This is a genomic window from Candidatus Rhodobacter oscarellae, from assembly GCF_001078595.1.
In the GTDB taxonomy this organism is placed as follows: domain Bacteria; phylum Pseudomonadota; class Alphaproteobacteria; order Rhodobacterales; family Rhodobacteraceae; genus Rhodobacter_B; species Rhodobacter_B oscarellae.
Genome location: NZ_LFTY01000002.1, coordinates 1,654,559 through 1,679,292, shown reverse-complemented (window position 1 = coordinate 1,679,292; position 24,734 = coordinate 1,654,559). Strand labels below are relative to the sequence as shown.

Genomic DNA, 24,734 nt, shown 5'->3' with positions numbered 1-24,734 from the left:
TGGCGCAGCTGCCCTGCTTCACCTTGTCCAAAATACGCAAATCCCGGACCCGCGGCCGGGTGCGGCGTGGCTAGGAGATCCCCAGCATCGCCCTATTGGCCGCCTCATCGGTGCCGCCGCCCGCGAAGTCGTCAAACGCGCGTTCGGTCACCCGGATGATGTGATCCGAGACGAATTGCGCGCCCTCGCGGGCGCCGTCCTCGGGGTGCTTCAGGCAGCACTCCCATTCCACCACGGCCCAGCCATCGAAATCGATGGCTGCCATCTTCGAGAAGATCGCGCCGAAATCCACCTGGCCGTCCCCCAGCGAGCGGAAGCGCCCGGCGCGGTCCACCCAGGGCTGGAAGCCGCTATAGACGCCCTGCCGCCCGGTCGGGTTGAACTCGGCATCCTTGACGTGGAACATCCGGATCACGTCCTTGTAGATGTCGATATTGTCCAGGTAGTCCAGGCATTGCAGCACGTAATGCGACGGGTCGTAGAGCATGCAGGCGCGGGCGTGGTTGCCGGTGCGCTCCAGGAACATCTCGTAGGTCACCCCGTCATGCAGATCCTCGCCGGGGTGGATCTCATAGCAGACATCGACGCCGTTCTCCTCGGCGTGATCCAGGATCGGCTTCCAGCGCGCGGCGAGCTCGTCAAAGGCGGTCTCCACCAGCCCCGCGGGGCGCTGCGGCCAGGGGTAGATGAAAGGCCAGGCCAGCGCGCCGGAAAACGTCGCCATCTGGTGGATGCCCATATTGTTGGAGGCCGAGATGCACTTCTTCACCTGATCCACCGCCCAGGCCTGCCGCGCGGCGGGGTTGCCCTGTACCTCGGGCGCGGCGAAGCCGTCAAAGGCCACGTCATAGGCGGGGTGCACCGCCACCAGCTGGCCCTGCAGGTGGGTTGAGAGGTCCGTGACCTCAACGCCATTCGCCGCGGCCACGCCCTTGAGCTCGTCGCAGTAATCCTTGCTCTCCGCCGCGCGGGCCAGGTCGATCAGCCGCCCGTCCCAGCTGGGCACCTGCACGCCCTTATAGCCGCAATCGGCGGCCCATTTGGTGATGCTGTCCCAGGAGTTGAACGGCGCCTCATCGCCCGCAAATTGCGCCAGAAACAGCGCCGGCCCCTTAATGGTCTTCATCTTAGTCCTCCCTAGAATGCATTGTTTTGTGAAAGCTTGCGCGGGAGATTGCGCGATTGCAACGCCTATCGCGCGCCCCGGCGCGGCGGCGCGGACGCGCTGAGGTGTTTTTGCTCAAAAATGCGAGATAAGCCGCGGGCGCGCCATTTGCCGCCTGTGCGGTGGCAGACACCGCGCCGGTGATGCATTATCGTATCACCGGCGCATCTAGGCGTCAGCAAGAGGCGCGTCATCCCAAAGGGCGATACCAGATGTACGATTCCGAGTTCAGAGAGTTACTAGACGACATCTCGTATTGCTTCATTACTGGCGACATTCAAAGCTGGCGCAACCGCATCATTGCGCCCTTCTCGCTGGTCACCAAGCACGGGGCCGAGATTCTGGAAACGGAAGACGCGCTGCGCGAGAATTTCGGACTTTATCGGCAGGCCTGTACGATTATGGGGCTGGACGAGGTATACCGCGAGCCTGTCTCGCTTGAGGCCTGCCCAGACGGGACCTGGCTTGGCACTTACACCACGCACCTCTTGGCCAAGGGCAAACGGGCGACGGCGCCCTACACGGCCACAGGGCTTCTACATCTGCGCGAGGGCCGCTTTTTGATGAGCGCGATCCTGAACGCACGCGGGCATCACGAATGGACTGGGAGCAACATAGACCACGAGACCTCTTAGAGATCCAAAAGGCGCGCGGCTGCGTTTTGGCCTGGCGCGGGCGTTGGCGCGCCGCAATTTTCTTGCAAGAAAATTGCGAAACTCTTGCAAGAGTTTCTTCAGCGCCCCCCGAAATGCTTCTTCTATCGCAACCTGTTACCGGCGCGCGGGGCCACTTTCCTTGGAAGGAAAGTGCAAATCTCTTGCAAGAGATTTGGCGCCCCCAAAACGCCCGCTCCAGGCCATTCACGCCGAACAGAGCAAGCATCAGCCGCTAAGTGAACATCTCCACCGTAACGCCCGCCGCCTCAAGCCCCGCGCGCACGGCTTTGGCCAGGGCGACGGCCTCGGCGTTGTCGCCATGCACGCAGATCGTGTCGATGCGGGTCTCGATATGCTTGCCGCTCTCGGTGATGATGGCGCCCGCCTGCACCATCTTGACCATGCGCTCGGCTGCGTAATCCGCGTCGTGGATCACCGCGCCGGGCTGGCGGCGGTCCACCAGGGTGGCGTCGTCATTATAGGCGCGGTCGGCGAAGATCTCGTTGGCGTATCTGGCGCCCAGCTCCTTGGCGGCCTGCTCTAGCTTGGTGGCGGCCAGCACCATCAGGATGATGTCGGGGTCCACCTCCAGCGCGGCCTGAAAGCAGGCGCGGGCCATGTCCAAGTCCTCGCAGGCCATGTTCGAGAGCGCGCCGTGCAGCTTGAGGTGCCGCACTTTGCCGCCCGCCGCGCCCGCCATGGCCCGGGCCGCGCCAAGCTGATATTTCACCCAGTTCGCCAGCGTGCCATGCGGCACCTGCATGCGCCGCCGCCCGAACCCCTGCAGGTCCAGGAACCCCGGATGCGCGCCGACCCCGACGTCATTCGCCACCGCAATGGCCATCGTCTCGGCCATGGTATCCGCGTCGCCGGCATGGAACCCGCAGGCCACATTCGCGCTGGTCACCACGCCCAGAAGGTCGCGGTCGCTGCCCATCGGCCAGGGGCCAAAGCTTTCGCCCATATCGGCGTTGAGGTCTACGCTGAGGGTCATGTCTCGTCTCCGGTAATCGCGCCGCTGATCAGTTGGTAGCTTAGTAGGTCGGGGATGTCATGCGGGTCGCGCACCAGCGGGCGGGGCAAGCCGGGCAGGGCGGCCAGATGCGCCTGGAAGGCGGCATGCGCCTTGAGCGCCTGCGCCCGCGTGATCATCTGGAACCGCAGCGGCACGCCGGCGCGCGCCTGGGCAACCTTGGGGATGTCCGCCGGGATCACCGTGCCGATCCGCGGGTAGCCGCCGGTGGTCTGGCACTCGCCCAGCAGCACGAAGGGCGTGCCGTCGCCGGTGACCTGGATGTCGCCGGGCACCACTGCCTCGGACAGCAGGCTGAGCCCGCCCTGGGTGTGGAACGGCGCGCCCTCGAAGGCCATGCGCGCGCCCATGCGGTTGCCGCGCAGGTCGCGGGTGAAGGCGGTGCGCTGTAGGCGGGCGATGTCTTGCGGCGCGAAACGGCCCGTTTGGGCGCTTGGTATGATGCGGATCGTGCCGCCGCTGAGCCGGTCCTCGGGGGGCAGGGTGAGGCCGGTCTGCGACCGGCGATCCTCGCCAATGGGCAGCGTTGCGTTGGTGACGGGCGCGCCGATGCGCGCCACCAGGTGGGTGGAGCGCGAGCCCATCACCGGGGCCGTCGCCAAACCGCCGCCAAGATGCAGGTAGCCGTAGTTCCCCTGCGCTGTGGGGCCCAGCGTCAGGACCTGCCCCGGCTGCAGAAGGTGGCTGGTGTTCCAGGCCGCTTGGCGTTCGCCGATCCGGGCCGGCATCGGCGCGCCGGTCAGCGCCACGCGCGTCGGTTGGGCCACGTCGAACGCCCCGCCGAGCCCGGCGAGCTCCAGCGCGGCGCAGTCCGCGGATTGCCCAAGCAGCGCCGCGCCCTCGTGCAGAGCCAGCAGGTCGGCGGCCCCGCCGGGCGAGCAGCCCTGCGCCAGATAGCCAAAGCGGCCTTTGTCCTGCACGGTGGTGCCGGGGCCGGCCTGTAGGATGATCAGCGCCCGGCTCATGGCAGCGCCTCCCGCGTCGCACCGCCATCGCCAGAGCGGTCCTCGGCCTGGATCTCGGCCAGCTCCTCGGCGCTGACCTCGCGCCAGGTCACCTCGTCGCCGGGTGCCAACGCGATCGGCGCGGCCGCGCCGGGGCGGAAGCACTGGAAGGCGGTCTGCCCGATATGGCGCCAGCCGGTGGGTGCGGGGCCCGCAAAGATGATCAGCTGCCGGATCGCGACCACCAGGGACGCGCCGGGCACCTGCGGGTTCAGCTCTGTCATGCGCGGGATGTCCCAATTGGGCGGCAGCTCGCCCATATAGGGCTGCCCAGGTGCGAAGCCCAGGGTAAGCACACGGGTGCGGCTGGACAGGATCTCTGCCCGCGCGGCCTCAGGATCGCGGCCCGCCAGGCTCGCCGCCTCCTCCCATTGCGGGCCGTGTGCGCCCCCAAGCGCCACCGGGATGCGCCACAGGGTGCGGCCGGTGGGCAGCGGGGCCGCGTACCAGTCTCGCCCGGCCAAGAGCGCCGCAAGGCGCGCCTCAAGCTCGGCATGGGGCAGGGCCAGCGGGTCGAACCGGATCACGGTGGAGGCCAGCGAGATAGAGGTCTCCTCTACACCCGTCCAGCCTTCCGCCTCGACCGCCGCGCGCAGGGCCAGCGCGGCGCGGTTGGCGGCCTCGCTGAGGCCGTCCGCGAAGGTCACAAGCTTGGCGCAAAGGCCCAGGTCATGGATCGCGGGAAATCTGTCAGGTTCGGGCATAGAGCGGCTTCATCACAAGGGGCGTGAGGTACATAGGGATCTGATAACAGCCAATAAAAAGCAAGAGCGGGGTGATGATTTCCGCGGGCAGGGCCACCAGAAACAGCGCCACGTTGCGGTTGCCGGCCACAACCGAGGTGGCCACGTCCGCGCCCAGGGCGCGCGCCAGCAGCTGCATGCCGAAATTGAGCGCGAAGACCAGCGCAAGCCAGGGCAGCAGGGCGGCGGGGTCGCTGCGCAGGGCCGGGCCGACCGCCGACATCAGGCCGATCACGATCACCGCGAGCGTCAGCGCGGCCAGCCCGTCCAGCGCCTGGGTGGTCTCGGCGCCGGGGCGCGGGAAGGCGCGGGCGCGCAGCCAGAAGGCCGCGCTTGCCGCGAGCAAAATGACCGCGGTCAGTTTCAGCGCCGCCCAAATGACCGCGGTCAACCCGCCGAAGGCGGGCATAAGCGCAAAGAGCGGGATCACGGTAAGCGGCAAGAGCGCGGTGCCCAGGATCAAAAGCCGCATCGCGGGCGCCGGGTCGTGCCCCATCAGCGCGGTGAAGGCCGGGCTGCCCGAGATCGAGGGCGCCGCCAGAGCCAGCAGTGCGCCCACCGCAAAGGGCGAGCTGAGCGCACCCAACGCCCAAAGCGTGGCGATCACCCCCAGCGGCAGGCCAAGCTGCAACGCCAGCACCCGCCCCAGATTCGCCCGCGCGTCACTCAGCTTGCCCAGGGCCTCCTGCGCGCCGATGCGCAGGGCGCTGACGAAAACCAGGAACGCGACCATATAGGGCAGCCAGGGCCGCATCGCCTCGGCCACAGCCGGCAAGGCAAAGCCGCCCAGCAGCCCCAGAACCAGCAGCATCCGGCCGTGGCGCCCGCAGACCCGCAGGAATTTCAGTATGACGGGCACTAGGCGGCGCGGTGCATGCGGGGCGTTACTCGACCGGCAGGTTCAAAGGCTTGCCGATCTCCACGATATGCGTGGTGATCGCAACCAGCGGGGCCTGGCCGACATTCGTCAGCCCGCCATGGGGCTGGCCCGCCGGGAAGCGCGCATTCGTGCCGGTGGGGAAGGGGATCTCGCTGCCGTCCGGCGCAGCCATGGTGCCGCCTTGGATCACCACCAGATACTCGTCGCCCGCATGCATGTGCCGCGGCACGGTGCCGCCGGGCTTAACCTCAAGGCGCGAGACGATGACCTCGTGGGTCTCAGAGCCCGGCGCGGGGTTGCGCGAGATTTCCTCGCGTAGGATCAGGTCCTGCGCGGCGGCAGGGAATGCGACCAGAACAAAAAATAAAATGGCACGGATCATTTGAGGCCTCCAATGTTGATATTGATGACGTAGCGCATTTGTTCACAACTGCGCGGCGAGGGGAAGCCCCGTCGCCTCAGCGCATCGCGGGCAGGTCAATCGTGACAGGGAAATGGTCCGACGCGGTCAGCAGCGCCTCGCGCAGCTCCGGGGCGCGATAGCAGGCGGGGTCGTCGAACGGGTGCCAGATCTTCCAGCGCGGGCCCTCGGCGCGGATATCCGGCGAGACCATGATGTAGTCCAGCAGCGCCTGCAGATAGCGGTCCTCGTGATGCAGATAGAACCGCGCCGTGGACAGCCGCCCGCCGATGCGCTGGGTCAGGGCCATCCGGGCATGCGGGTCAAAGAGGCACTGCGCGCCGGTCTCGCCCAGCACGATCTCGATCCCAGAGCGCCCGAATAGCTTCTCGTATTCATCCAGCCCCGGGCCGTCGTTGAAATCGCCCAGCACGATCAGGCTGTCACCGCCCGTAAGATGCGCCTCCACCCGCTGGCGCAGCCAGATGCACTGTGCCAGCTGCTTGCGCCGATTGGCGATGGAGATACGCATGACCTCCTCGGGCGAGCTGGCCCCATGCGGGGCCTTGGACTTTACATGCACCCCGATCAGGCGCAGCCGGCGGCCGTCCGTGCCGGTCACCTCAAGCTCCAGCGGCGGCTTAGAGAACCGCACCGCATCCGCGGCGGCGTCGGTGTCGAGGTCGATCTTGAACACCCCGTCAAAGCGCGGCGCGTCCCGGGCGCCCTTCTTGCCGGTGGGCGCGCCCTGCGGGTCATGCACGGCGCTGATCACATCGGGGTCGAAAAGCAGGGTGATCTCTTGCTGGGTGTCGCTTTGGAACCCGGTGACCGCCTTGCGCGTGCGCAGCTGAAACGCGGCGGCGAAATTCTCTAGCGCGCGAACGCTCCGGCGCACGCGGCCGGTGTCGGGGGCCTCCACGACCATGATCGCATCGGCCTCAAGGGCCGCAAAGACCCGGCCCAGGGCGGCGATCTGCTCGGCCTTGGTGACGTCCTGGCGCCCGGACCAATCGCCGTTTGCCAAAAGCTGGCCCGCGTCGTCAAAGAGCCCGTCGAACCATTCCACGTTGTAGGTGGCGATGCGCATCCCGGTTAGTGGCCGCATGGCCGCGCCGCAAAGCCGGGCCGCGTTTGTGCTGGCCATGCTCGGGCTGTCATGCGGCCTCTTGGATCTCTTCCCAGGCGCGGTTGACCACGATCAGGCGCTTCTCGGCCAGCTTCACCGCCTCTTCGGGCAGCCCGCGGGCGGTCATCGCGTCGGGGTGGGTCTCGCGCACCAGGGCGCGCCAGGCCTTGCGGGCCTCCTCCAGCGAGGCGTTGGGGTCCACGCCCAGCACCTCATAGGGGTCCTGCGCGGCATCCTCGACGAACCGCGCCCGCACGCGGCGAAACGCGGGCTCGGACATGCCGAAGATCTCGGCCACGCGGCGCAGGAACTCATCCTCGGCGGCGTGATAGTTCCCATCCGCCACGGCGATATGGAACAGCCCGTCCATCAGGTCGCAGAAGACCCCGCTTTCGGCAGAGAACATCGCGCCGATGCGGCGGGCGTAATCCTCGAACCCGGCCACGTCCTGGCGCGCCAGGTTGAAGACCCGCGCGGCCTCCTTTTCGTTCTCGGGCGGAATCTGGAACACCTCGCGGAAGGCGGCGACCTCGTTGCGGGTCACCTGGCCGTCCGCCTTGGCCATCTTCGCGCCCAGAGCGATCACCGCGATGGTGAAGGCGACAGAGCGCTCTGGCGGGGTGCGCAGCTTCTCGAATACCTCGCTGAGGCTCTCACCAGCGGCGAGAGAGGAAAGCGCGGCAGCGATGCGGGACCAGATCGACATGGGGGTAGATTAAACCACCGCGGCGGAACTGTCAGGCTGACAAATGCGCACTGCTGCTATGCGGCTGGGGAAGGGCCGGGGCCTGGTGCGGTCGGGCGGTCACGCCTTGCCGGGCCGGTCTGGGGCGCCTTCCGACGCCACCTCGGCGCCAAACGCAAAAGGGCGGGGAAACCCCCGCCCTCTGCTATTCGTAGTTAGGATACGGGAGCGGCTAGTTGCCGGTCGCGTTGTCCACAGAGACGTTCACGCCAGGGCCCATGGTGGAGCTGACCGAGATCTTCTGCATATAGGTGCCCTTGGCGCCCGATGGCTTGGCCTTCTGCACGGCCTCCACGAAGGCGCGCATGTTCTCGGCCAGCTTGTCGGCGTCGAAAGAGGCTTTGCCGATGCCGGCATGCACGACGCCGCCCTTCTCGGCCTTGAACTGGACCTCGCCGCCCTTGGCGGCCTCGACGGCGGCCTTGACGTCCATGGTCACCGTGCCGACCTTGGGGTTCGGCATCAGGTTGCGCGGGCCCAGCACCTTACCCAGGCGGCCCACGATGGGCATCATGTCCGGGGTGGCGATGCAGCGGTCGAACTCGATCGTGCCGCCCTGGATGGTCTCCATCAGGTCCTCGGCGCCGATGATGTCCGCGCCGGCTTCCTTGGCCTCGTCGGCCTTGGGGCCGCGGGCGAAGACGGCGACGCGCATGGTCTTGCCGGTGCCGTTGGGCAGGCTGATGACGCCGCGGACCATCTGGTCGGCGTGGCGGGTGTCCACGCCCAGGCTCATGGCGATTTCGACGGTCTCGTCGAACTTGGCGTTGGCGTTGGCCTTGATCAGGTCCACGGCCTCCTCGACGGTGACGTTGTCTTTCCCGGCAAAGGCCTCACGGGCGGCGCGGGTGCGTTTTCCAAGCTTAGCCATCTTACTTTACCTCAATGCCCATGGAGCGGGCGGAGCCCAGGATGATCAGCATCGCCGCTTCGATATCGTTGGCGTTGAGGTCCTTCATCTTGGCCTCTGCGATCTCGCGCACCTGCTTGGAGGTCACCGAGCCCACGGTCTCACGACCGGGAAGGTTGGCGCCGGATTTCAGCTTGGCGGCCTTCTTGAGGAAGTAGGACGCGGGCGGCGTCTTGATGTCCATGGTGAAGGACTTGTCGACGTAGTAGGTGATCACGGTCGGGCAGGGCGCGCCGGGATCCAGGTCCTGGGTCTTGGCGTTGAACGCCTTGCAGAATTCCATGATGTTAATGCCGCGCTGACCCAGCGCCGGTCCGACCGGCGGAGAGGGGTTCGCTTGTCCGGCGGGCACCTGCAATTTCATGGTGCCAGCAACTTTCTTGGCCATAAGACCAGCTCCTTTTGTCCGGCCCCCGGGCGCGTCCCAGGGGCGATTTTGGATGTGGTGCGGGTCGGGTCACGCGTGGCCCTTGCCTCCCACATGGGATGCCTCAATGAGACAGGGGTGCCCGATACATCGGAACGCGGCGCAGTGCAAGGGTCGAGATGGACTGGCGCGCGCGCCTCAGGACGCGGCGCGGTCGCTGATGCCCAGGACCTTGGCGTAAGGCTGCCAGGCGCTCAGCGCCGAGGCGTTGATCGGGCGCCGCACGGCGACATTGCTCAGCGTTTGCACGGCGTTCGTGTTATTCTCGGGATGCAGGCAGGCGGGGTCCCAGGGCAGCTCGATCGTCTCCAGCAGGGCGCGTATCTGGCGCTCCGGGTCGGTGATCAGGTCTTCGTAGTCCATAACATGGAAGCGATCCGGCAGGCGCTCCGCCCAGAAGCTCAGCAGATCGTCCTGGTCGCGCTGATACGCCCGGATGTCGTCCATGTCATAGCTGAAAAGCTGCCGGCCCGGGCGGAACACATGCTTATAGAGCGACAGCGCGGTGGCGTTGTGGTCTCGTCGGACCACCACGATATGCGCCTTTGGCAGGGCCGAGAGGACCGGCCCGGCATAAAGCAGGGTCTGGAGCGACTTGTCGGTGACGCGCTTGGCCGTGCCGAGCTTGGAGGACATCTCGGAATGATACTGCTCGGCAAGCTTCGACAGGCTGGCCGGTGAGATGTTCAATCCGTTGGGCGGGGGGCGCCCGGGTCGCCAATAACCGCGGCCACGGCGTCGCCGAAGGCCGCTGATTCACCGCCGGCGGACATGTCCGGATGCGCGGCAAGGATCTGCTCCACCAAAGTGGTGCCCGACCGCGCCAAGCCGGTGACGAAGATCGGCGCAAATTCCGAACCCGTCTCTGCCATGATGCGGCTCGGCGTGACCTCGGCGAAATGCGTGCGCACGGCCTGCGTAAGCTTCAGCCGCGTCTGGATGTCATAGGGCTGGTTAAGGCGCATGGCGCGGTTCGCCGCGTGCAGGGCCTCCCCGGCAGCGCCAAACTCTCCAATGTCGTCCAGCGCCGAGGCGCGGGCGAAATCGAGATGCGCCATGGACAGGCTGCCCGACTTTAGAAGCCGCCGAACGTTCTCCATCTTCTCAAAGATCTCATCACCGCGGCCAACATGCGTCAGGCCGCTGCGCATCCGGTAGAGCTCGCCGTCCAAGGGGCGCAACGTTAGGGCGCGATCGATGTCTTGTAACGCCTCGTCAAAATGCCCCAGCGTCTGATGCAGCACGGCGCGGCGGCCAAGATAGACACCGGGCTGTTTGGCCACGAAGATCGCGCGCCCCAGCGTTGCAATGGCCTCGGCAAAGAGGCCCAGGGTCTCTTCCAGATTGGCGCGCATTTCCAGGAAGCGGGCAGTCGAGTTCGGCCCGTCCAGTATCAGGATATCATCCAGCGCCTCCCGCGGGCGGCCAAGCGCCTGCAAGAGCCTTACGCGGAAGACCTGGGCGTCTCGCGCGGCGCGCAGCGCGGCCTCTATGGAGGTCAGCGCGCCCGCCAGGTCACCAGACGCCGCCTGCTTGCGCGCGCTTTCAAGGTTTCGCCCAAACTCGTCCAAAGCGTCCTCCGGCACCGCTTGGGCGGCGACTGAAAGGTACAGATGCGCGGCGCATGTCGCGACCGCAGTGAAGATGGGGCAGGAATTGGTATTGGGTCTTGAGCCCCAAAAGTTACGTACAGCCGAAATCAGGCCGTTATCGTGTAGTTATGTGCTGATCTATGCGCACGGTAGGGTTGTCGTCAAATTTTTTTCTCACGTCGTTGTGAGGTCGCGTGACCCGCGCAGATGGGCCGCGCTTAATATGGGGGCAGGCGCGCGGTTTTTGGGGCGAAACCCTAGGGCCCGCACCCATCAGGTACGGCGCTGACGCCTGCCGCAGGCAGGCGCCCCGAGAGCAATGACGTGAAACGCGGCCCGCCAAGCGGGCGGCGGCTCAGTTCTGCTTGGTGACCTGGGTGTATTCCAGCTCCACCGGCGTAGCGCGGCCAAAGATCGACACCGTCACCTTCAGGCGCTGGTTGTCGTCGTCGACCTCCTCGACCATGCCGTCGAAGCCCTCGAACGGCCCGTCGGTGACCGAGACCTGCTCGCCGATCTCGAAATGGATCAGCGTGCGCGGCGCCTCGGCGCCTTCCTCGACGCGGTTGAGGATGCCGTTCACCTCGGCGTCGCGCATCGGCATCGGGCGGCCCTGCGGCCCCAAAAAGCCGGTCACGCGGTTGATGTTGTTGATCAGGTGGTAGCCCTGGTCGGTCATCTCCATGCGCACCAGCACGTAGCCGGGCATGAAGCGACGCTCGGCGGTGACCTTCTTGCCGCGGCGCACCTCGATGACCTCTTCGGTGGGGACCAGGACCTCTTCGATCTCGTCCTCAAGCCCGGCCTCTTCAACCGCGACCTTGATCTGCTCGGCGATCTTCTTCTCGAAATTCGAGAGCACGCTGACCGAGTACCACCGCTTTGCCATCTGTCGTTCGCCTTTCGCTTGCCGCGCCTTGGGCGCGCTCTGACCATTACCCCGGGGAGCGGACAGTCCGCTTTTGTTTGGTCCAACCGTGTTGGGGATGGCCCCGCCATAATCGGAAGCGGTGCCAAGCGCAAGGGCCAAGACGGCCCGCGGTGCTCTGAGAGAGGGCGCTAGGCGCCGAGGCTAAGGATCAAATCCAGCCCGGTGCGGATCAGAAAATCCACAAAGAAGAAGAAGATCGCAAAGAGCGTGGCCATCACGAACACCATGGCCGAGGTCATGAGCACCTCGCGGCGCGTCGGCCAAACGACCTTCGAGACCTCTGCGCGGACCTGCTGGATGAACTGGAGCGGATTGGTGCGGGTGGCCATGGGATTCTCTTTGCTTCGACTTGGGGGCAGATAATGGCTCCGGGCGGCACATGCAAGCGGTGCTGACGGGAATGCGTCTTCTGGGCGGGTTGCGGTGGCGTGATGTGCCTTGGGAGAGTTGTGGCGGATTCTAGGCTGGAGTGAGCCTTTGCGCGACCCAAATCTCTTGCAAGAGATTTGCACTTTCCTTCCAAGGAAAGTTCGGCCCGCAGACGGGCAAGATGTTGCGATAAAGGTATCATTTTGGGGCGCGGTGAAGAAACTCTTGCAAGAGTTTCGCAATTTTCTTGCAAGAAAATTGTGACGCGCCAAGATCCCCTGGAGGTCATTTCTGTTCAAAAACAGTGCCTTACTGGCGCATAAGGCGGGGTTCTGAACAGCGCGCCAGCGCCTTCCTGGCCAGGCTTTGCGCGATTTTCTGATGGTTCGGGCGACATCTCTGGCGTCCTCTTGTTCTTCGCGGGTTATCTTGCGCTTTGCCAACCAGTCCAACCTGGGGCCCGAGCCATGGACCGTATCAGCAATCAGGCGTTCTGGGTGTAGGTCCAACCGGTCTTTGACCATGCCTCGATGATGGACGACTTCTTCAACAAAACAAACGCTAAGCTGGCCCATTCTCGCATATGAAACCGATCTCTGGCAGCCATGACCAGCGCCATCCGGTCACGCCCAATCTCATCAAGCATTGCGGTCGCTCACGGCAAGCCGGTCAGGTCTTTTTGCGAAGGCAGGCGTATTGGGCGTAGCTGCGCAGTAATGGTCTGAGGGTGACATCCGCCTCTGGCAAGCTCGCAAGAAAGCGCGGCAGATCATCCCGCGGCTCGACATGAAAACGCCTGAGCCAGCCGCGCAGGCCCTTGTCGAACCAGCGCGGCATCTGGGACTGATCGCCGAAATCCACGATGTGCAATTCGCCACCGGGGGCGAGGTGATCCACCGCCTCCCGGATTGCGGATTGCCACTGCGGGATCATTGAGACGCAGTAAGACATCACGATGCGGTCAAACTTGCCGCGCCCAAACACATCGGCCGGATCGAAGGCGCAGGCATCCCCCAGCGCAAGCCGGGCGCGCGCGCCCAGCTTTGCCTGTGCGGAAATCAGCATCTCCGAAGAGATATCAAGCCCATAGAGGCTCCGCCCCGGGTAACGCAGATCAATTTTTTCCAGGTTGCGCCCGGTGCCGCAGGCGATCTCGAGTATATTTGCATCGGCGTCAGGGTTGAGTTGACGCAGAGCGTGGTCACGGCCCAGCAGGTAGAACTTCCGCGTCGCATCATAGACAAGCCGCTGCCTGCGGTAGATCTGATCCATCAGCGCGCTATGGGTCGCGTCCATATGCTCTAGCCTTTGAAATGGTACAGGTGGAAGCCGCCGTAGATCGCGGAGCGATCCTCGCGCAGGCCCTTGGCCGAGGCATCGGCCTGGTAGACCCAGCGTGACAGCGTCCGCTGATCCACGCGACCGGGCAGGATGTCGTCCTTGCCGCCCGTTCGGAAGATCACCCGCGCGCCGGGCGCCGCGGTCCGCGTGATCTCGTCCCAGAGCGCGTTCAGCTGATCATCATTCATCCAGTCTTGCGCATCCAGCAGCACATAGCATTGCTTTGAGCGCGTGGGGTGTTGCGCCAGAAGGTCAGTGAGGGACCTGTTCAGCACCGTCACCCGCGCCGCGTTCGCGCGCACGGCCGCGAAGTTCTCGGGCGCCAAATATGGCGGCGCCGAGGGTGTCTTGACCGGCTGATAGCCGCGATAGGCGGCCTGCCATGCAAAGTAGTTATCCGCGATAGGGAAGTCGCAGAACAACTTGCGGGTCCGTTCCTGCAAGACCGCAACGATGTCGCCGCCCGCATCCGCGGCAAGCTTGTCATATTGGGCGGGCGGGATGCCCAAACCAAAGAGGGATGCCCTGCGCCGCGCCAGAAATCTGACAAGGCGGCTTTGATAAAGCGGGACAATCTGGTTCTCAAAGAAGGCTGTCTGCTCGGCCAGGGATCGCGAAGCCAGGAGCGGCGCAAAATCCACGCGGGCCAATTTGGCCACCAGATGGATTATCCCAATGAAGCGGCCCAGCAGGCCGTGACGGTAGAGCCCCCGCGCCAGTATGCGTTTGCGCCGACCGGTCAGGTTGCGGGCGTTCCAGTAGGTCCGCGCTTGGTCATCAAGATGAGGCGCGACATAGGTGTCAAAATGCGCAACATTGCTCGGCTGATCGCCCCGACCCAGCATCGCAAAAAGCGTCGCATGGTCGGGCACATTCTGCACCGTCGCGAGCTTGAGTTTGTTCAACATCACATGCGCCGGAGACAGATCAACGGCGGTGATGGAGGCCGGGTTCGCGGTCAGGTATGACAGCACGTTGCAGCCCCCCGAGGCGATGCAGACTATGTTGTCTTCGGGCTGAATTTGCAGCGCCTCCATGTCGACAACCGGGTCCTCCCAGATCTGCGCGTAGACCAAGCCGTGAAACAGCCGGGCGAAGGCGCGTTCAAGCATGCCTTCGCGGCTCATGCCGGCGTTCTGGTTCACGGCGGCGCTGAGTTGTTCGGTGACGGATGCCATCTCGCTCTCCTGTTAGCTGTCCGCCTCGGCGAGCTGCTTTGCGGTTTTGGGCGGTGGTTTGCGATCAAGGGTGGCTTTTTCTTCCCAATCGATCAGCTCGATTTCGCCAGTGGGATGTTCCACAACGGCTGTGCAGCTCTCGACCCAATCGCCTGTGTTGATATAGGCGATGTCCTGAATCCGGCGGATGGTTGCGTGGTGGATATGGCCGCAAATCACGCCATCATAGCCGCCGCGCCTGGCCTCTTCGGCCAAGACATTCTCGTACTGGCCGATGAAGTTCACAGCGGACTTGACCTGGCGCTTGGCCCATTTGGAAAGCGACCAGTATTGGCCCCCCCAAAGCGACTTGACGCGATTGATCTTCGGGTTCAGCCAGATCAGAAAACTATAGGCCGCGTCGCCAAAATGCGCGAGCCACTTGGCGTTCATCACAACGGCGTCGAACTGGTCCCCATGGGTGACCAAATAGCGCTTGCCGTTCATCCCCACGAAATCCGCGGTCTGCATCACCTCGATCCCGCCAAAATGGGTGCCCAGGTAGTTGCGCATCACCTCATCATGATTGCCGGGGACAAAGATGATCCGGGTGCCGCGCCTGGCCTTGTCCAGCAGGGTCTGAACCACGTTGTTGTGGTCCTGCGGCCAGTGCCAGCCGCGCCGGGTCAGCGCCCAGCCATCGAAGATGTCCCCGACCAGATAGATGGTGGCCGCGTCATGTTTGCGCAGGAAAGTGACCAGCAGATCAGCGCGGCAGCCACGCGTGCCAAGGTGAATGTCGGACAGGAATAGAGTTCTAAACAGCATATGCCACCTAGCGCGAATCCGGTTGGGAGGGGCTTAAGCATATTGTGTGACGTGCGCATGACGACCGCTACATCTTGAGGATGAGTGCGAGACAGCGCACAAGCGAACCGCCGCCATAAGGCCGCTAGAAAAAGCGCCCACCTTGGGCAGGCGCTTGCCAGTTGCAAGGCACCGGAGTTTCTACTCCCAGAACACTTCCTGCCATGTCATGTCGGGGATCTCCTCGACAATCTCAAAGGCAATCGTGTCACTATAGGTGCGACCGTGATGATCCTCGCCGGTGACGGTCAGCGAATGGATGCCCGCAGGCAGATCCGCCGGCAGGTCCACCGTCCACAGATGCGGCGATGAATTGGTCCAAAGCCAGCTATCCAGCGGCCCGGCCTTGCCGTCCCAGATGCTGCCTTGGAACATCTCATACCCGTTATTGCCATTGGCCGAGGCCAAGGCCCGACGCGTGTCCGCGAATTGCCGGAAAGGCTTGACGTCAGGCGACGGCCGCAAACCTCAGGTCAGCTAACGGCAGCCCTGTCAAAATCGCTGAAACAAGCGCGTTCTGCGGCAATGGAACCCAAAAAGCAGCACCCGATTGCTACCAGCAGCAGAACCCTCCATCGACGAGCAGGTCCACGCCCGTGCAATAGGAGGCGGCGTCGGACAGAAGAAAGACCGCAGGACCGACCATCTCGTTGACATCCGCCATCCGCTGCATCGGGGTTTGGTCTTCGAATTCCTTTGTCTGGTGCACCATTTCTGGCCGGGTGTTCATGGGTGTCGCGGTATAGCCCGGCGATATCGAGTTGACCCTTATGCCGCGGTCCACCCATTCCATGGCCATGGATTTCGACATGTGGATCACGCCCGCTTTGGACGCGTTGTAATGCACTTGGTTAAGGCCTCGGTTCACGATCACGCCCGACATGGAGGCGATGTTCACGATGGACCCGCCCTGGCCGTGGGCCAGCATGGCGCGTGCCTCGGCCTGACATGACAACCACACGCCCTTCATGTTGATGTCCATCAGCGTCTGGTATTGCTCCTCGCTCATGTTCTCGCAGGCTTCCGCGTTGGCGATGCCTGCCGCGTTGAGCGCCAATCGGAGCGGGCCAAGCTCGGCTTCTGTTCGCGCAACAGCCTCTGCGATGGCCGCACCGGACGTGACATCGGCGCCGATCTGGATCGCGCGTCGGCCCGTGGCGGCGATGGCGTCTGCGGTATCCTGTAGCCCGCCATCCGTTCGACGGTCCAGCAGCGCAACATCCGCCCCGCATTGTGCCAGACCCAAAGCGATCCGCTGGCCGATCCCGCTGCCAGCGCCGGTCACTAGGGCCACTCGGTTCGACAGATCAAAAAGGTTTGGGGCATTCAGATCAGCTTGGGACATAGGGGTGCCTTATCGTTCTTTCGTTCATTAGATCGTGGCCAATTCCATGACCGACACATCGTTGGCGTCGTTGCGGTCCAGAATGCCCGCCTGTTTGCCCTGCGCCATGACCATAACCCGGTTGGAGACCCCCAGCACCTCTTCGAGATCCGAGCTGACGACGATGACGGAAACGCCTTCCTCCGCCAGGCCAACAATGATCTCGTAAATCGAGGACCGGGCGCCGACATCAATGCCGCGTGTTGGTTCGTCCAGCACCACGACGCGGGGATTTCTGGCCAACCATTTGGCAATCACCAACTTCTGTTGGTTCCCGCCCGAAAGCTCGTCGGCCCTCTGCTGGCTCTCGCCCTTGACGCCAAACTTGACGATGCCTGCGTCAGCAAAGCCGCGCGCGCGCTTCTTTGTGATCCAGCCATTGCGCGCGACCTGGTTCATATTCGAATAGGCAAAGTTCTCGCCCAGCGAGTGCGGCAGGACCAGGCCCTGCTGCTTTCGATCCTCGGGCACAAGGATGATGCCATGGCGGATGGCGTCCTTTGGGCTCCGGGGAGAGATATCAGTGCCGTCCAGAAGAATCTGACCGCTCGACACCGGATCAATGCCGACCATGGCGCGGACAAGTTCTGTCCGACCGGCCCCCACCAGCCCCGCGATCCCAAGAATTTCACCCTTGGCGACCGAAAAATTGACATCCCTAAAACTGCCTTGCGCGGAGGTCAGGTTGCGAACCTCAAGGACGGTTTCCTCCTGCGGCGCCGGAATCGCCGGGAACATCCGCTCCAGGCTGCGCCCAACCATGGCCTCAACAATGGTGCGCACTGGGACATCGGCGCTGTCGAATTCTTGGACCTTCTCGCCGTCGCGCATAACGACGATGCGATCTGCGATCTGTTTGATCTCTTCCAGGCGGTGAGAGATGTAAACGATGCCGACGCCGTCCGCCTTCAGCCGCTCGATCTGCTCGAACAGTTTCTGGGTCTCGTCACCGCCAAGTGCGGCGGTTGGCTCATCGAGTATCAACAGCCGGGCATTCAGCGTCAGCGCCTTGGCGATCTCGATCAATTGCTGATTGGCGGTCGACAGGCCCTCCACCAGGCGGCGCGATGAGATGTCGAGGCCCAAGCGTTGCAGGCCATCATGCGCGCGCTCCTCCATGGTCTTGCGGTCGATCATGCCAGCTTTTGTGGGATAGCGACCCACGAACACGTTCTCCGCGATGGACAGATGCGGCAGAAGCAGCAATTCCTGGTGGATCATCGCGACGCCAGCGTCGATCGCTTCTCGGGGGGTGGAGGGCGCGAAGGACGCGCCCTGCCAGGTCATCTCTCCAGAGCTTGGGAGGATAGTCCCAGAGATGATGTTCGAAACTGTGGACTTGCCGGCACCGTTCTCGCCCAAAAGCGCCACCACCTCTCCCGGATGAATATCCAGATCGATCCCATGTAGCACTTCAATCGGTCCGAAGGACTTTCGGATGTTACGAAGGGACAGGATCGGTGCGGCGGTATCATCCGACATTGGGGTGGCGCTTTCGGTTCTAAGCTTCGGCCGGTGCCTCCTAGGGGTGCTTCGCGACGAATTGCGCAGCGTCGTCACAGGTCGTCAGAACCGCGTTTGGAATCTGACGGGCGGGGACGGAGGCATCGTTGGCAACCGCGATCGCCGAGTTCACCGCCAGCACACCCATGGCTTGGGTGCTCTGCGTCGCGGTCACGATGAACGGCGTGTCACAGGCAACCAGCGATTCCAGAGCCGCGCCGTCCCCATCGTATCCGCCAACGATGACCTGATCTGCCAAGCCCGCGACCTCAACCGCCTTCGCGGCGCCCATTGCAAGGCCATCAGCCTGACCGAAGATGAGCTTGATGTCGGGATTGGCCTGCAACATGTTCTGAGCGATCTGGAAGCCCTCATCCGGCGACCACTGCTGGCTCCATTGCTGTGCGACGAGTTCCACACCGGGGTTCTCGTCGATGGCCATCTTGCAGCCTTCAAAGCGCTGGACTTCCGGCGTGGTCCCCTTCTGGCCGTGGATCACGACCATTTTGCCTTCGCCCCCGGCCAGGCCGATGATGTGGTCGCACACTTGGTAGGCCGACACGACGTTCTCACCATAGATCACCGTGTCACCCGGGGCGCCCTCTGGTTCGCGGTCGACATTGATGACCGGAATACCCTCGGCCCGGGCCAGGCGGGTCGGCACCGCAGCGGCCGCAGCCCCGGCAGGAATGTAGATGAACGCGTCGATCCCCTGAGTAAGCAGGTCCTGGACCTGGCTGACCTGGGTCGCGGTATCGTTTTTGGCGTCAACGACGATGACTTCAATGCCCAGCTTGCCGGCATAGCCTTCGACACCAAGCTTGATCTGGTTGAAGAAGTCTGCCTGCAAGTTCGGCACTGCAAGGCCGATCTTCTCAATTCCTAAGCCCTCGGCACTTGCTGCGCCCGCTGTCGTGGCGAGTGCGGCGGCGGCCAGCGCGCTTTTAATACCTAGTTTCATGATTTCTCCTCCTTGGTTGGACGGCCCGTGGAAAGTATCTGGACCTCTTGTGGCCCGAGGCTACGGACCTTTAATTGACTTGTGCTATGTGCTCACCTTGCGTTGCGGTGCTTGAAGGTTTCCGCCGCGACCGCCAGCACTATGACGAGCCCGATGATCACGGCCTGTAGAAATGGCGAGACGCTAAGCAGGTTTAGACCGTTGCGCAGCACGCCGATAATGAGCACACCAATGATTGTGCCGACGATGCCGCCGGTTCCGCCCGAGAGGCTGGTGCCTCCGATCACCACGGCCGCGATGGCGTCTAACTCATAGGCAACGCCAGAGCTCGGCTGGACCGAATCCAGTCGCGCGGCCAGCAAGATGCCTGCCAACCCGGACAGAAGCGCGCAGACCATGTAGACCATGATGGTGGTCAAACGGACATTGATGCCCGCAAGCCGCGCGACCTCCGGATTGCCGCCAATGGCGTAAAGCGCACGCCCCTCCTGGCGAAACCGCAGGAACAGGGTGGCCACGACGAACACCGTTATCATCACCGCAACGGTGATGGTCAGAAAGCCGAAGTGACGGATGATGGCGCCAAGGTTGAACCAGGTCGGAAACCCAATGATCTGCGAGCCGTTGGTGATCATATTCGCAAGCCCGCGGGCGATTGACATCATCGCCAAAGTCGCAATGAAGGCCGGGACCCTGAACTCGGTTATCAACAGCCCGGACACCGCGCCGGCCACAGCAGAGGCCAGCAGCGCGCCGATAATTGCAACGCCCATGGGATAACCGGCTTCCACATTCAGATACCCCAAGACCATCATCGACAGGGCCAGTATAGAGCCCACAGAGAGGTCAATCCCGCCGATCAGGATAACGAACGTCATGCCCACGGCCATGATGCCCAGAACAGTGATCTGGTCCGCGATGTTCAGGAAGTTTCGAAACGAAAAGAAGGAATCTGTAGCGAAAGAGAGGAATGCGCACAGAACCAGAAGCCCGATCAAGGGCCCCGTCGCCCCGCTAAGTGAGAAGAAGTCAGAAAGATTTGTCTTTCTTTCCGACCCGTTCAGCGTCGTCATTCGTAACTTCCCTCCCCCGTATCGCATATTTATTCACTCGCGATATTAATTTCGTAACGCCTCCGATTTGATGTGTCAATGGTAGGTATGTGGGGTATGATTGGGGAGGGGCTCAAGGGGCGGGGGTCCCCTGTCGCGCTTGACAGCTGCTCGTTTTGCATGTTTTTTAGGGCGTGAATTTTTATACACAGGCCGCTCATGAACACTCACGATCTCCGCGTCATTGCAAACCGTGTCAGGCGGCGCGATCTGCAGGCCGTGTTTGAAGCAGGCGCGGGCCATATCGGCGGAGAGCTTTCGGTCACGGACCTGCTTACCGCATTGTACTTCAAGATAATGTCGGTTGATCCGGCCAATCCGCGTGCGCCGGAACGGGACCGCCTTGTGCTCAGCAAGGGGCATACCGCGCTCGCGCTCTACGTTGTGTTGGCCGAAAAGGGCTTCATCCCCAAGGACGAAATCGCAACCTTTCTGAAGCCGCATTCCCGCCTCAACGGCCACCCGAATCGCACCAAAGTTCCCGGTGTTGAGACCAACACGGGCCCTTTGGGTCACGGTCTTCCGGTTGGTGTGGGCATGGCCACGGCCGCCAAGCTTAATAGGGCAAATTGGCGGACCTTCGTGATCACCGGTGACGGAGAGATGCAGGAGGGCTCGAACTGGGAGGCGATCATGAGCGCGGCCCAGCTCAAATTGGACAACCTAACGCTCATCATCGACCATAACCGATTGCAGCAGGGTGCGCGGCTCGCGGATACCAACGACCTTGCGCCGCTGGCTCCAAAGCTCGCAGCTTTTGGCTGGGACGTGCAAGAGATCGACGGCCACAACATGGATCAGATCTGTGCCGTGCTGGATGCGGGGCAGATCGTGACCGGTAAACCCAAATGCATCGTCGCCCATACCAACAAAGGGCATGGCGTGTCCTTTATGTCTGACAATGTCGCCTGGCATCACAAGGTCCCGAATGAGGAGCAATACAACCAGGCCATGACCGAGCTGAAAGAGGCAGCGCCATGAATGCCCCCGTTGAACCTGCCAAGATGCACGATTGCCGCGACGCTTTTGTCGCAACGCTGGAACAGCTGGGCGCGGCCAACGCCGACATCGTGGCGGTCTGCAACGATTCCGTCGGCTCGTCCAAGCTGGCGGGTTTTCGCGACAAATTCCCCGAGCGACTGATCAATGTCGGCATCGCCGAGCAAAACATGGTCGGCGTGGGCGCGGGTCTGGCCAATGGTGGCAAGATCCCGTTTGTCTGTGCCGCCGCGCCGTTTCTGACCGGCCGGGCGCTGGAACAGATCAAGGCGGACGTCGCGTATTCGGAAACCAACGTGAAGTTGGTCGGCATAAGCTCTGGCCTTGCCTATGGCGAATTGGGCGCAACCCATCACTCGATAGAGGATTTCGCCTGGATACGCGCCTTGCCGAATGTGCCGGTCATCGCTCCGGCCGACCGCATCGAGACCGCCGCCGTCATCGAATGGGCGGCCGGGTTCGAGGGGGGGTGCTTCTTGCGCCTTAGCCGTGTGGGTGTGCCGGATCTGTTTGCCGAAAATCACAGGTTTGAACTGGGGCGGGCCAACGTTCTGCGAAAGGGTTCAGACGTTACTTTGATCGCCAACGGCACGTTGAGCTACCGCGCGATGACGGCCGCCGATTTGCTCGATGCAAAGGGGATCTCGGCGCGGGTTCTGAATATGGCAACGGTTAGACCCATCGACACAGAGGCGATCGTGTCGGCCGCGGCTGAGACCGGCGCAATCGTCACCTGCGAGGAGCACACAGTGTTCGGCGGTCTTGGCAGCGCAGTGGCCGAGGTGGTCGTGGATGAATGCCCCGTCCCGGTCCCGATGAAGCGCCTAGGCGTGCCTGGCGTGTTCGCCCCGACCGGCTCGGCGAATTTCCTGCTGGACGAATTCGGCATGTCGCCGCAAGGCATTGCGGACAGCGTGACCGACTTGCTGAAGCGCAAGAGGTGAGCGTGGCGCGAGACGTCGTTCTTGCCATCGACGAGGGCACGTCGAATTGCAAGGCCGTGCTGGTCGCGCAATCCGGAGAGATCATCGCCTCCGGATCAGCCCCGGTTCCCATCGAGCACCCGCAATCGGGATGGGTCCAACAGGACGCCATGGCCATCTGGTCGGCGACCCAAAAGGCCATCTCGATCTGCAAAGCTGAGGCGCCCGACGCCAGGATCGTGGCCCTCGGGATCTCCAATCAACGCGAGTCCGTTTTGATCTGGGATCGGAGAACCGGTGCGCCGCTTGGACCGGTCCTGACATGGCAATGCCGCAGAACGGCCGCCGAATGCGAGGCGCTGAAGGCCGCAGGTCACGCGCAGGATGTGATCGCGCGCACCGGCCTTCCCATTGACCCGCTATTCCCTCCGACGAAAGTCGCCTGGCTGCTGGCCCATCACGGCTCCGGAACGGGCGATGTTTGCGTCGGCACCGTGGATAGCTGGCTGATCTGGCAGCTCTCTGGCGGGCGGGTCCACGCCACCGACCGCTCCAACGCCGCGCGAACGCAGCTCTTCAACCTCGCCGATGGCGCATGGGACAGCAGCCTATGCGACCTGTTCGGGGTCGATCCCGCCTACCTGCCAGAGGTTCGCGATTCCGCGCATGTCTTCGGCGAAACCAGGAATGTTGATGCCCTGCCTGACGGCATCCCCATTGCCTCGGCAATCGGCGATTCCCACGCGGCCCTCTTTGGCCACGGCGCGTTTGTGCCGGGCGATGGCAAGGTCACGTTTGGAACCGGCTCGTCGGTCATGGCCACGATCCCCGAATTCGTGGCCCCGCCCGATGGGCTGACAACGACCATCGCGTGGTCTCTGCACGGCAAGTCGACATTCGCCTTTGAGGGCAACATTCTGGTCAGCGCCTCGGTTTTCCCATGGACGGCCAGGATGCTCGGGCTTGGCGACGTGGATGCCTTGCTAAAGCTTGCGGGCACGTCCGCCTCTGCAGAGGGCGTTTGCCTGGTCCCGGCCCATGTGGGCCTCGGCGCGCCGCATTGGGCCCCGGAGGCCCGCGGCATGATCTCGGGCCTGTCCTTTGTAAGCGAGCCCGCCCATATCGCACGCGCGGCCGCAGAAAGCATGGCGCAACAGGTTGCCGATATATTCGATGTCATTGAGCGATCCGGCATGACCATAGGCCGGCTATCCGTCGATGGCGGCCCAAGCGAGAACCGGTTCCTGATGCAGATGGTCGCCGATCTGTTGGCGCATCCGGTGACGCCATGCCGAGATTCCGAGACCTCGGCCATCGGAGCCGCCTACCTGGCAGGCCTGGCGACGGGCTTTTGGCAAGATCTCGACCAGTTGACGGGTTTGGCCGCGCGCGGCGGGCGCCTCGTCCCCGACATGCCCGCCAAGGATCGCAAGGCCCTGCGCAGTCTTTGGAAAGACGCCGTTGCGCGCACCACGTTGCGCCTGTAGTGCATAATTATTCACAAGTTGCCTGGAGACCCCGCTGAATGTCACGCCTGAACGAACTTCGAATGATTGCGCGTGTCGCGCAGATGTATCACGTGGAAAATCAGCGTCAGGCCGACATCGCCAAGCATCTCAGGATCTCGCAGGCCACCGTGTCGCGCATGCTGAAGCGGGCGCAAGACGAAGAGATCGTGCGCACCACCGTGGTCGCCCCATCGGGCACCTATGCCGATCTGGAGGCCGCGCTGCGTCGCAAATATGGGCTCGGAGAGGCGATTGTCGTCGAATGCTCGGAGGACCGGGACGGGGCAATCATGGCGCGGATTGGCGAGGCCGCAGCGCATTTCGTCGAAGCCACCTTGCAACCCAATGAGATTATCGGCGTCTCAAGTTGGTCCGAGACTATCTTGAAGATGGTCGAGAACATCCACCCGATGAAGTCGGGAAAGGCAAAGTACATTGTTCAGACCCTGGGAGGGATGGGCGACCCCACGGTTCAGATTCATGCCAACCAGTTGACCACCCGCCTGGCAAAGCTCACCGGGGCAGAGGCCCATCTGCTGAGCGCTCCGGGCGTCGCGCAGTCGCGGGAGGCCAAGCTGGTCCTTCTCGGCGACACCTATGTGCGCGAAACCATGGAACTGTTCGAGAAGGTCACGCTCTCTATCGTGGGGATCGGCGCGGTCGAGCCCTCTGGCATGCTGGCGCGAAGTGGCAATGTCTTCGCCCCCCGCGAGCTTGCGGCCGTCAAAGACGCGGGCGGCGTGGGCGACATCAGCCTTAGGTTTTTTGACAGCGACGGGCACCCCGTAAAGACACCGCTGGACGAACGCGTCATCGGCATGACGCTGGATGAGCTTTCAAACACCGACCGCGTCATTGCCCTGGCCGGCGGGCAGTCCAAGACAGGTGCCATTCACGGCGCGCTCAAGGCCGGGGTCATTGATCTTCTTGTGACAGACAAATTTACCGCAGGGCGGCTTGTTTCAGACGCCTTTGGCCAAGAGGGAGGCGATTGA

28 protein-coding genes are annotated in these 24,734 nt (G+C 63.4%); 5 read left to right on the top strand and 23 right to left on the bottom strand.

The window, feature by feature from the left end:
- Positions 1-70 precede the first annotated feature (70 nt).
- Entirely contained in the window at positions 71-1,126 is a 1,056-nt protein-coding gene (locus AIOL_RS12955; protein WP_049643365.1) for a sugar phosphate isomerase/epimerase family protein, read from the bottom strand.
- A gap of 251 nt (positions 1,127-1,377) precedes the next feature.
- Here AIOL_RS12955 and AIOL_RS12950 point away from each other — a divergent pair, with 251 nt between their 5' ends.
- Positions 1,378-1,800 carry a hypothetical protein gene (locus AIOL_RS12950; RefSeq protein ID WP_049643364.1) on the top strand — a complete coding sequence of 141 codons (423 nt, stop codon included), beginning with the start codon at positions 1,378-1,380 and terminating at the stop codon, positions 1,798-1,800.
- A 253-nt stretch (positions 1,801-2,053) separates the two neighbouring features.
- On the opposite strand, the gene AIOL_RS12945 is transcribed toward AIOL_RS12950, so the two are convergent.
- The 22 genes from AIOL_RS12945 to AIOL_RS12845 all read right to left on the bottom strand — a co-directional run bounded on the left by AIOL_RS12945 (position 2,054) and on the right by AIOL_RS12845 (position 20,270).
- Positions 2,054-2,815: a LamB/YcsF family protein gene (locus AIOL_RS12945; protein ID WP_049643363.1), complete on the bottom strand. Its 762-nt coding sequence runs from the start codon at positions 2,813-2,815 to the stop codon at positions 2,054-2,056.
- Positions 2,812-3,819 carry a 5-oxoprolinase subunit C family protein gene (locus tag AIOL_RS12940; RefSeq protein ID WP_049643362.1) on the bottom strand — a complete coding sequence of 336 codons (1,008 nt, stop codon included), beginning with the start codon at positions 3,817-3,819 and terminating at the stop codon, positions 2,812-2,814. The genes AIOL_RS12945 and AIOL_RS12940 overlap by 4 nt, the downstream gene beginning before the upstream one ends.
- Positions 3,816-4,562, bottom strand: coding sequence for a 5-oxoprolinase subunit B family protein (locus tag AIOL_RS12935; RefSeq protein WP_049643361.1), 747 nt, complete (start codon positions 4,560-4,562; stop codon positions 3,816-3,818). The genes AIOL_RS12940 and AIOL_RS12935 overlap by 4 nt, the downstream gene beginning before the upstream one ends.
- A complete protein-coding gene (locus AIOL_RS12930) occupies positions 4,549-5,460 on the bottom strand; it encodes a hypothetical protein (protein WP_326973112.1) in 912 nt (303 codons plus the stop codon). Before AIOL_RS12930 ends, AIOL_RS12935 begins: the two co-directional genes overlap by 14 nt.
- 25 nt (positions 5,461-5,485) lie before the next feature.
- Positions 5,486-5,863 carry a cupin domain-containing protein gene (locus tag AIOL_RS12925; protein WP_049643359.1) on the bottom strand — a complete coding sequence of 126 codons (378 nt, stop codon included), beginning with the start codon at positions 5,861-5,863 and terminating at the stop codon, positions 5,486-5,488.
- A 76-nt stretch (positions 5,864-5,939) separates the two neighbouring features.
- On the bottom strand, positions 5,940-6,971 hold the full coding sequence (locus AIOL_RS12920) for an endonuclease/exonuclease/phosphatase family protein (RefSeq protein WP_049643358.1): 1,032 nt from the start codon (positions 6,969-6,971) through the stop codon (positions 5,940-5,942).
- A gap of 67 nt (positions 6,972-7,038) precedes the next feature.
- Positions 7,039-7,716 (bottom strand): molecular chaperone DjiA, encoded by a 678-nt coding sequence (locus tag AIOL_RS12915; protein ID WP_049643357.1) that lies wholly within the window; start codon positions 7,714-7,716, stop codon positions 7,039-7,041.
- A gap of 211 nt (positions 7,717-7,927) precedes the next feature.
- Positions 7,928-8,626, bottom strand: coding sequence for a 50S ribosomal protein L1 (gene rplA, locus AIOL_RS12910; protein WP_049643356.1), 699 nt, complete (start codon positions 8,624-8,626; stop codon positions 7,928-7,930).
- Position 8,627: 1 nt separating this feature from the next.
- The gene (rplK, locus tag AIOL_RS12905; RefSeq protein ID WP_049643355.1) at positions 8,628-9,053 is read right to left on the bottom strand and encodes a 50S ribosomal protein L11; all 426 of its coding nucleotides are present in this window, start codon (positions 9,051-9,053) and stop codon (positions 8,628-8,630) included.
- 177 nt (positions 9,054-9,230) lie between these two features.
- Positions 9,231-9,782, bottom strand: a complete 552-nt coding sequence (locus AIOL_RS12900) for a sulfotransferase family protein (protein ID WP_049643354.1) — start codon at positions 9,780-9,782, stop codon at positions 9,231-9,233.
- Positions 9,779-10,663 (bottom strand): sulfotransferase, encoded by an 885-nt coding sequence (locus tag AIOL_RS12895; RefSeq protein WP_049643353.1) that lies wholly within the window; start codon positions 10,661-10,663, stop codon positions 9,779-9,781. The genes AIOL_RS12900 and AIOL_RS12895 overlap by 4 nt, the downstream gene beginning before the upstream one ends.
- A 376-nt stretch (positions 10,664-11,039) precedes the next feature.
- Entirely contained in the window at positions 11,040-11,573 is a 534-nt protein-coding gene (gene nusG / locus AIOL_RS12890; protein ID WP_049643352.1) for a transcription termination/antitermination protein NusG, read from the bottom strand.
- A 170-nt stretch (positions 11,574-11,743) separates the two neighbouring features.
- Positions 11,744-11,944: a preprotein translocase subunit SecE gene (gene secE / locus AIOL_RS12885; RefSeq protein ID WP_049643351.1), complete on the bottom strand. Its 201-nt coding sequence runs from the start codon at positions 11,942-11,944 to the stop codon at positions 11,744-11,746.
- A gap of 524 nt (positions 11,945-12,468) precedes the next feature.
- Positions 12,469-12,630 (bottom strand): hypothetical protein, encoded by a 162-nt coding sequence (locus AIOL_RS25725; RefSeq protein WP_200898752.1) that lies wholly within the window; start codon positions 12,628-12,630, stop codon positions 12,469-12,471.
- A 23-nt stretch (positions 12,631-12,653) separates the two neighbouring features.
- Positions 12,654-13,280, bottom strand: a complete 627-nt coding sequence (locus tag AIOL_RS12880; RefSeq protein ID WP_049643350.1) for a class I SAM-dependent methyltransferase — start codon at positions 13,278-13,280, stop codon at positions 12,654-12,656.
- A 5-nt stretch (positions 13,281-13,285) separates the two neighbouring features.
- Positions 13,286-14,503, bottom strand: coding sequence for a DUF3419 family protein (locus AIOL_RS12875; protein ID WP_049643349.1), 1,218 nt, complete (start codon positions 14,501-14,503; stop codon positions 13,286-13,288).
- 12 nt (positions 14,504-14,515) lie between these two features.
- Positions 14,516-15,310 carry a UDP-2,3-diacylglucosamine diphosphatase gene (locus tag AIOL_RS12870; RefSeq protein ID WP_049643348.1) on the bottom strand — a complete coding sequence of 265 codons (795 nt, stop codon included), beginning with the start codon at positions 15,308-15,310 and terminating at the stop codon, positions 14,516-14,518.
- 180 nt (positions 15,311-15,490) lie between these two features.
- Positions 15,491-15,814, bottom strand: coding sequence for a hypothetical protein (locus AIOL_RS12865; protein ID WP_152912518.1), 324 nt, complete (start codon positions 15,812-15,814; stop codon positions 15,491-15,493).
- Between the two features lie 88 nt (positions 15,815-15,902).
- Positions 15,903-16,694, bottom strand: coding sequence for an SDR family oxidoreductase (locus AIOL_RS12860; protein WP_049643346.1), 792 nt, complete (start codon positions 16,692-16,694; stop codon positions 15,903-15,905).
- A gap of 27 nt (positions 16,695-16,721) precedes the next feature.
- Positions 16,722-18,215 carry a sugar ABC transporter ATP-binding protein gene (locus AIOL_RS12855; RefSeq protein ID WP_049643345.1) on the bottom strand — a complete coding sequence of 498 codons (1,494 nt, stop codon included), beginning with the start codon at positions 18,213-18,215 and terminating at the stop codon, positions 16,722-16,724.
- A gap of 40 nt (positions 18,216-18,255) precedes the next feature.
- A complete protein-coding gene (locus AIOL_RS12850) occupies positions 18,256-19,197 on the bottom strand; it encodes a substrate-binding domain-containing protein (RefSeq protein WP_049643344.1) in 942 nt (313 codons plus the stop codon).
- Between the two features lie 92 nt (positions 19,198-19,289).
- A complete protein-coding gene (locus tag AIOL_RS12845; protein WP_049643343.1) occupies positions 19,290-20,270 on the bottom strand; it encodes an ABC transporter permease in 981 nt (326 codons plus the stop codon).
- A 198-nt stretch (positions 20,271-20,468) separates the two neighbouring features.
- Here AIOL_RS12845 and AIOL_RS12840 point away from each other — a divergent pair, with 198 nt between their 5' ends.
- The 4 genes from AIOL_RS12840 (at position 20,469) to AIOL_RS12825 (ending at position 24,734) form a co-directional block, all read left to right on the top strand.
- Positions 20,469-21,290: a transketolase gene (locus AIOL_RS12840; RefSeq protein ID WP_049643342.1), complete on the top strand. Its 822-nt coding sequence runs from the start codon at positions 20,469-20,471 to the stop codon at positions 21,288-21,290.
- Positions 21,287-22,252, top strand: coding sequence for a transketolase family protein (locus AIOL_RS12835; protein WP_049643341.1), 966 nt, complete (start codon positions 21,287-21,289; stop codon positions 22,250-22,252). Before AIOL_RS12840 ends, AIOL_RS12835 begins: the two co-directional genes overlap by 4 nt.
- Entirely contained in the window at positions 22,249-23,718 is a 1,470-nt protein-coding gene (locus tag AIOL_RS12830) for an FGGY family carbohydrate kinase (protein WP_235439005.1), read from the top strand. Before AIOL_RS12835 ends, AIOL_RS12830 begins: the two co-directional genes overlap by 4 nt.
- Positions 23,719-23,780: 62 nt before the next feature.
- Entirely contained in the window at positions 23,781-24,734 is a 954-nt protein-coding gene (locus AIOL_RS12825) for a sugar-binding transcriptional regulator (RefSeq protein ID WP_235439004.1), read from the top strand.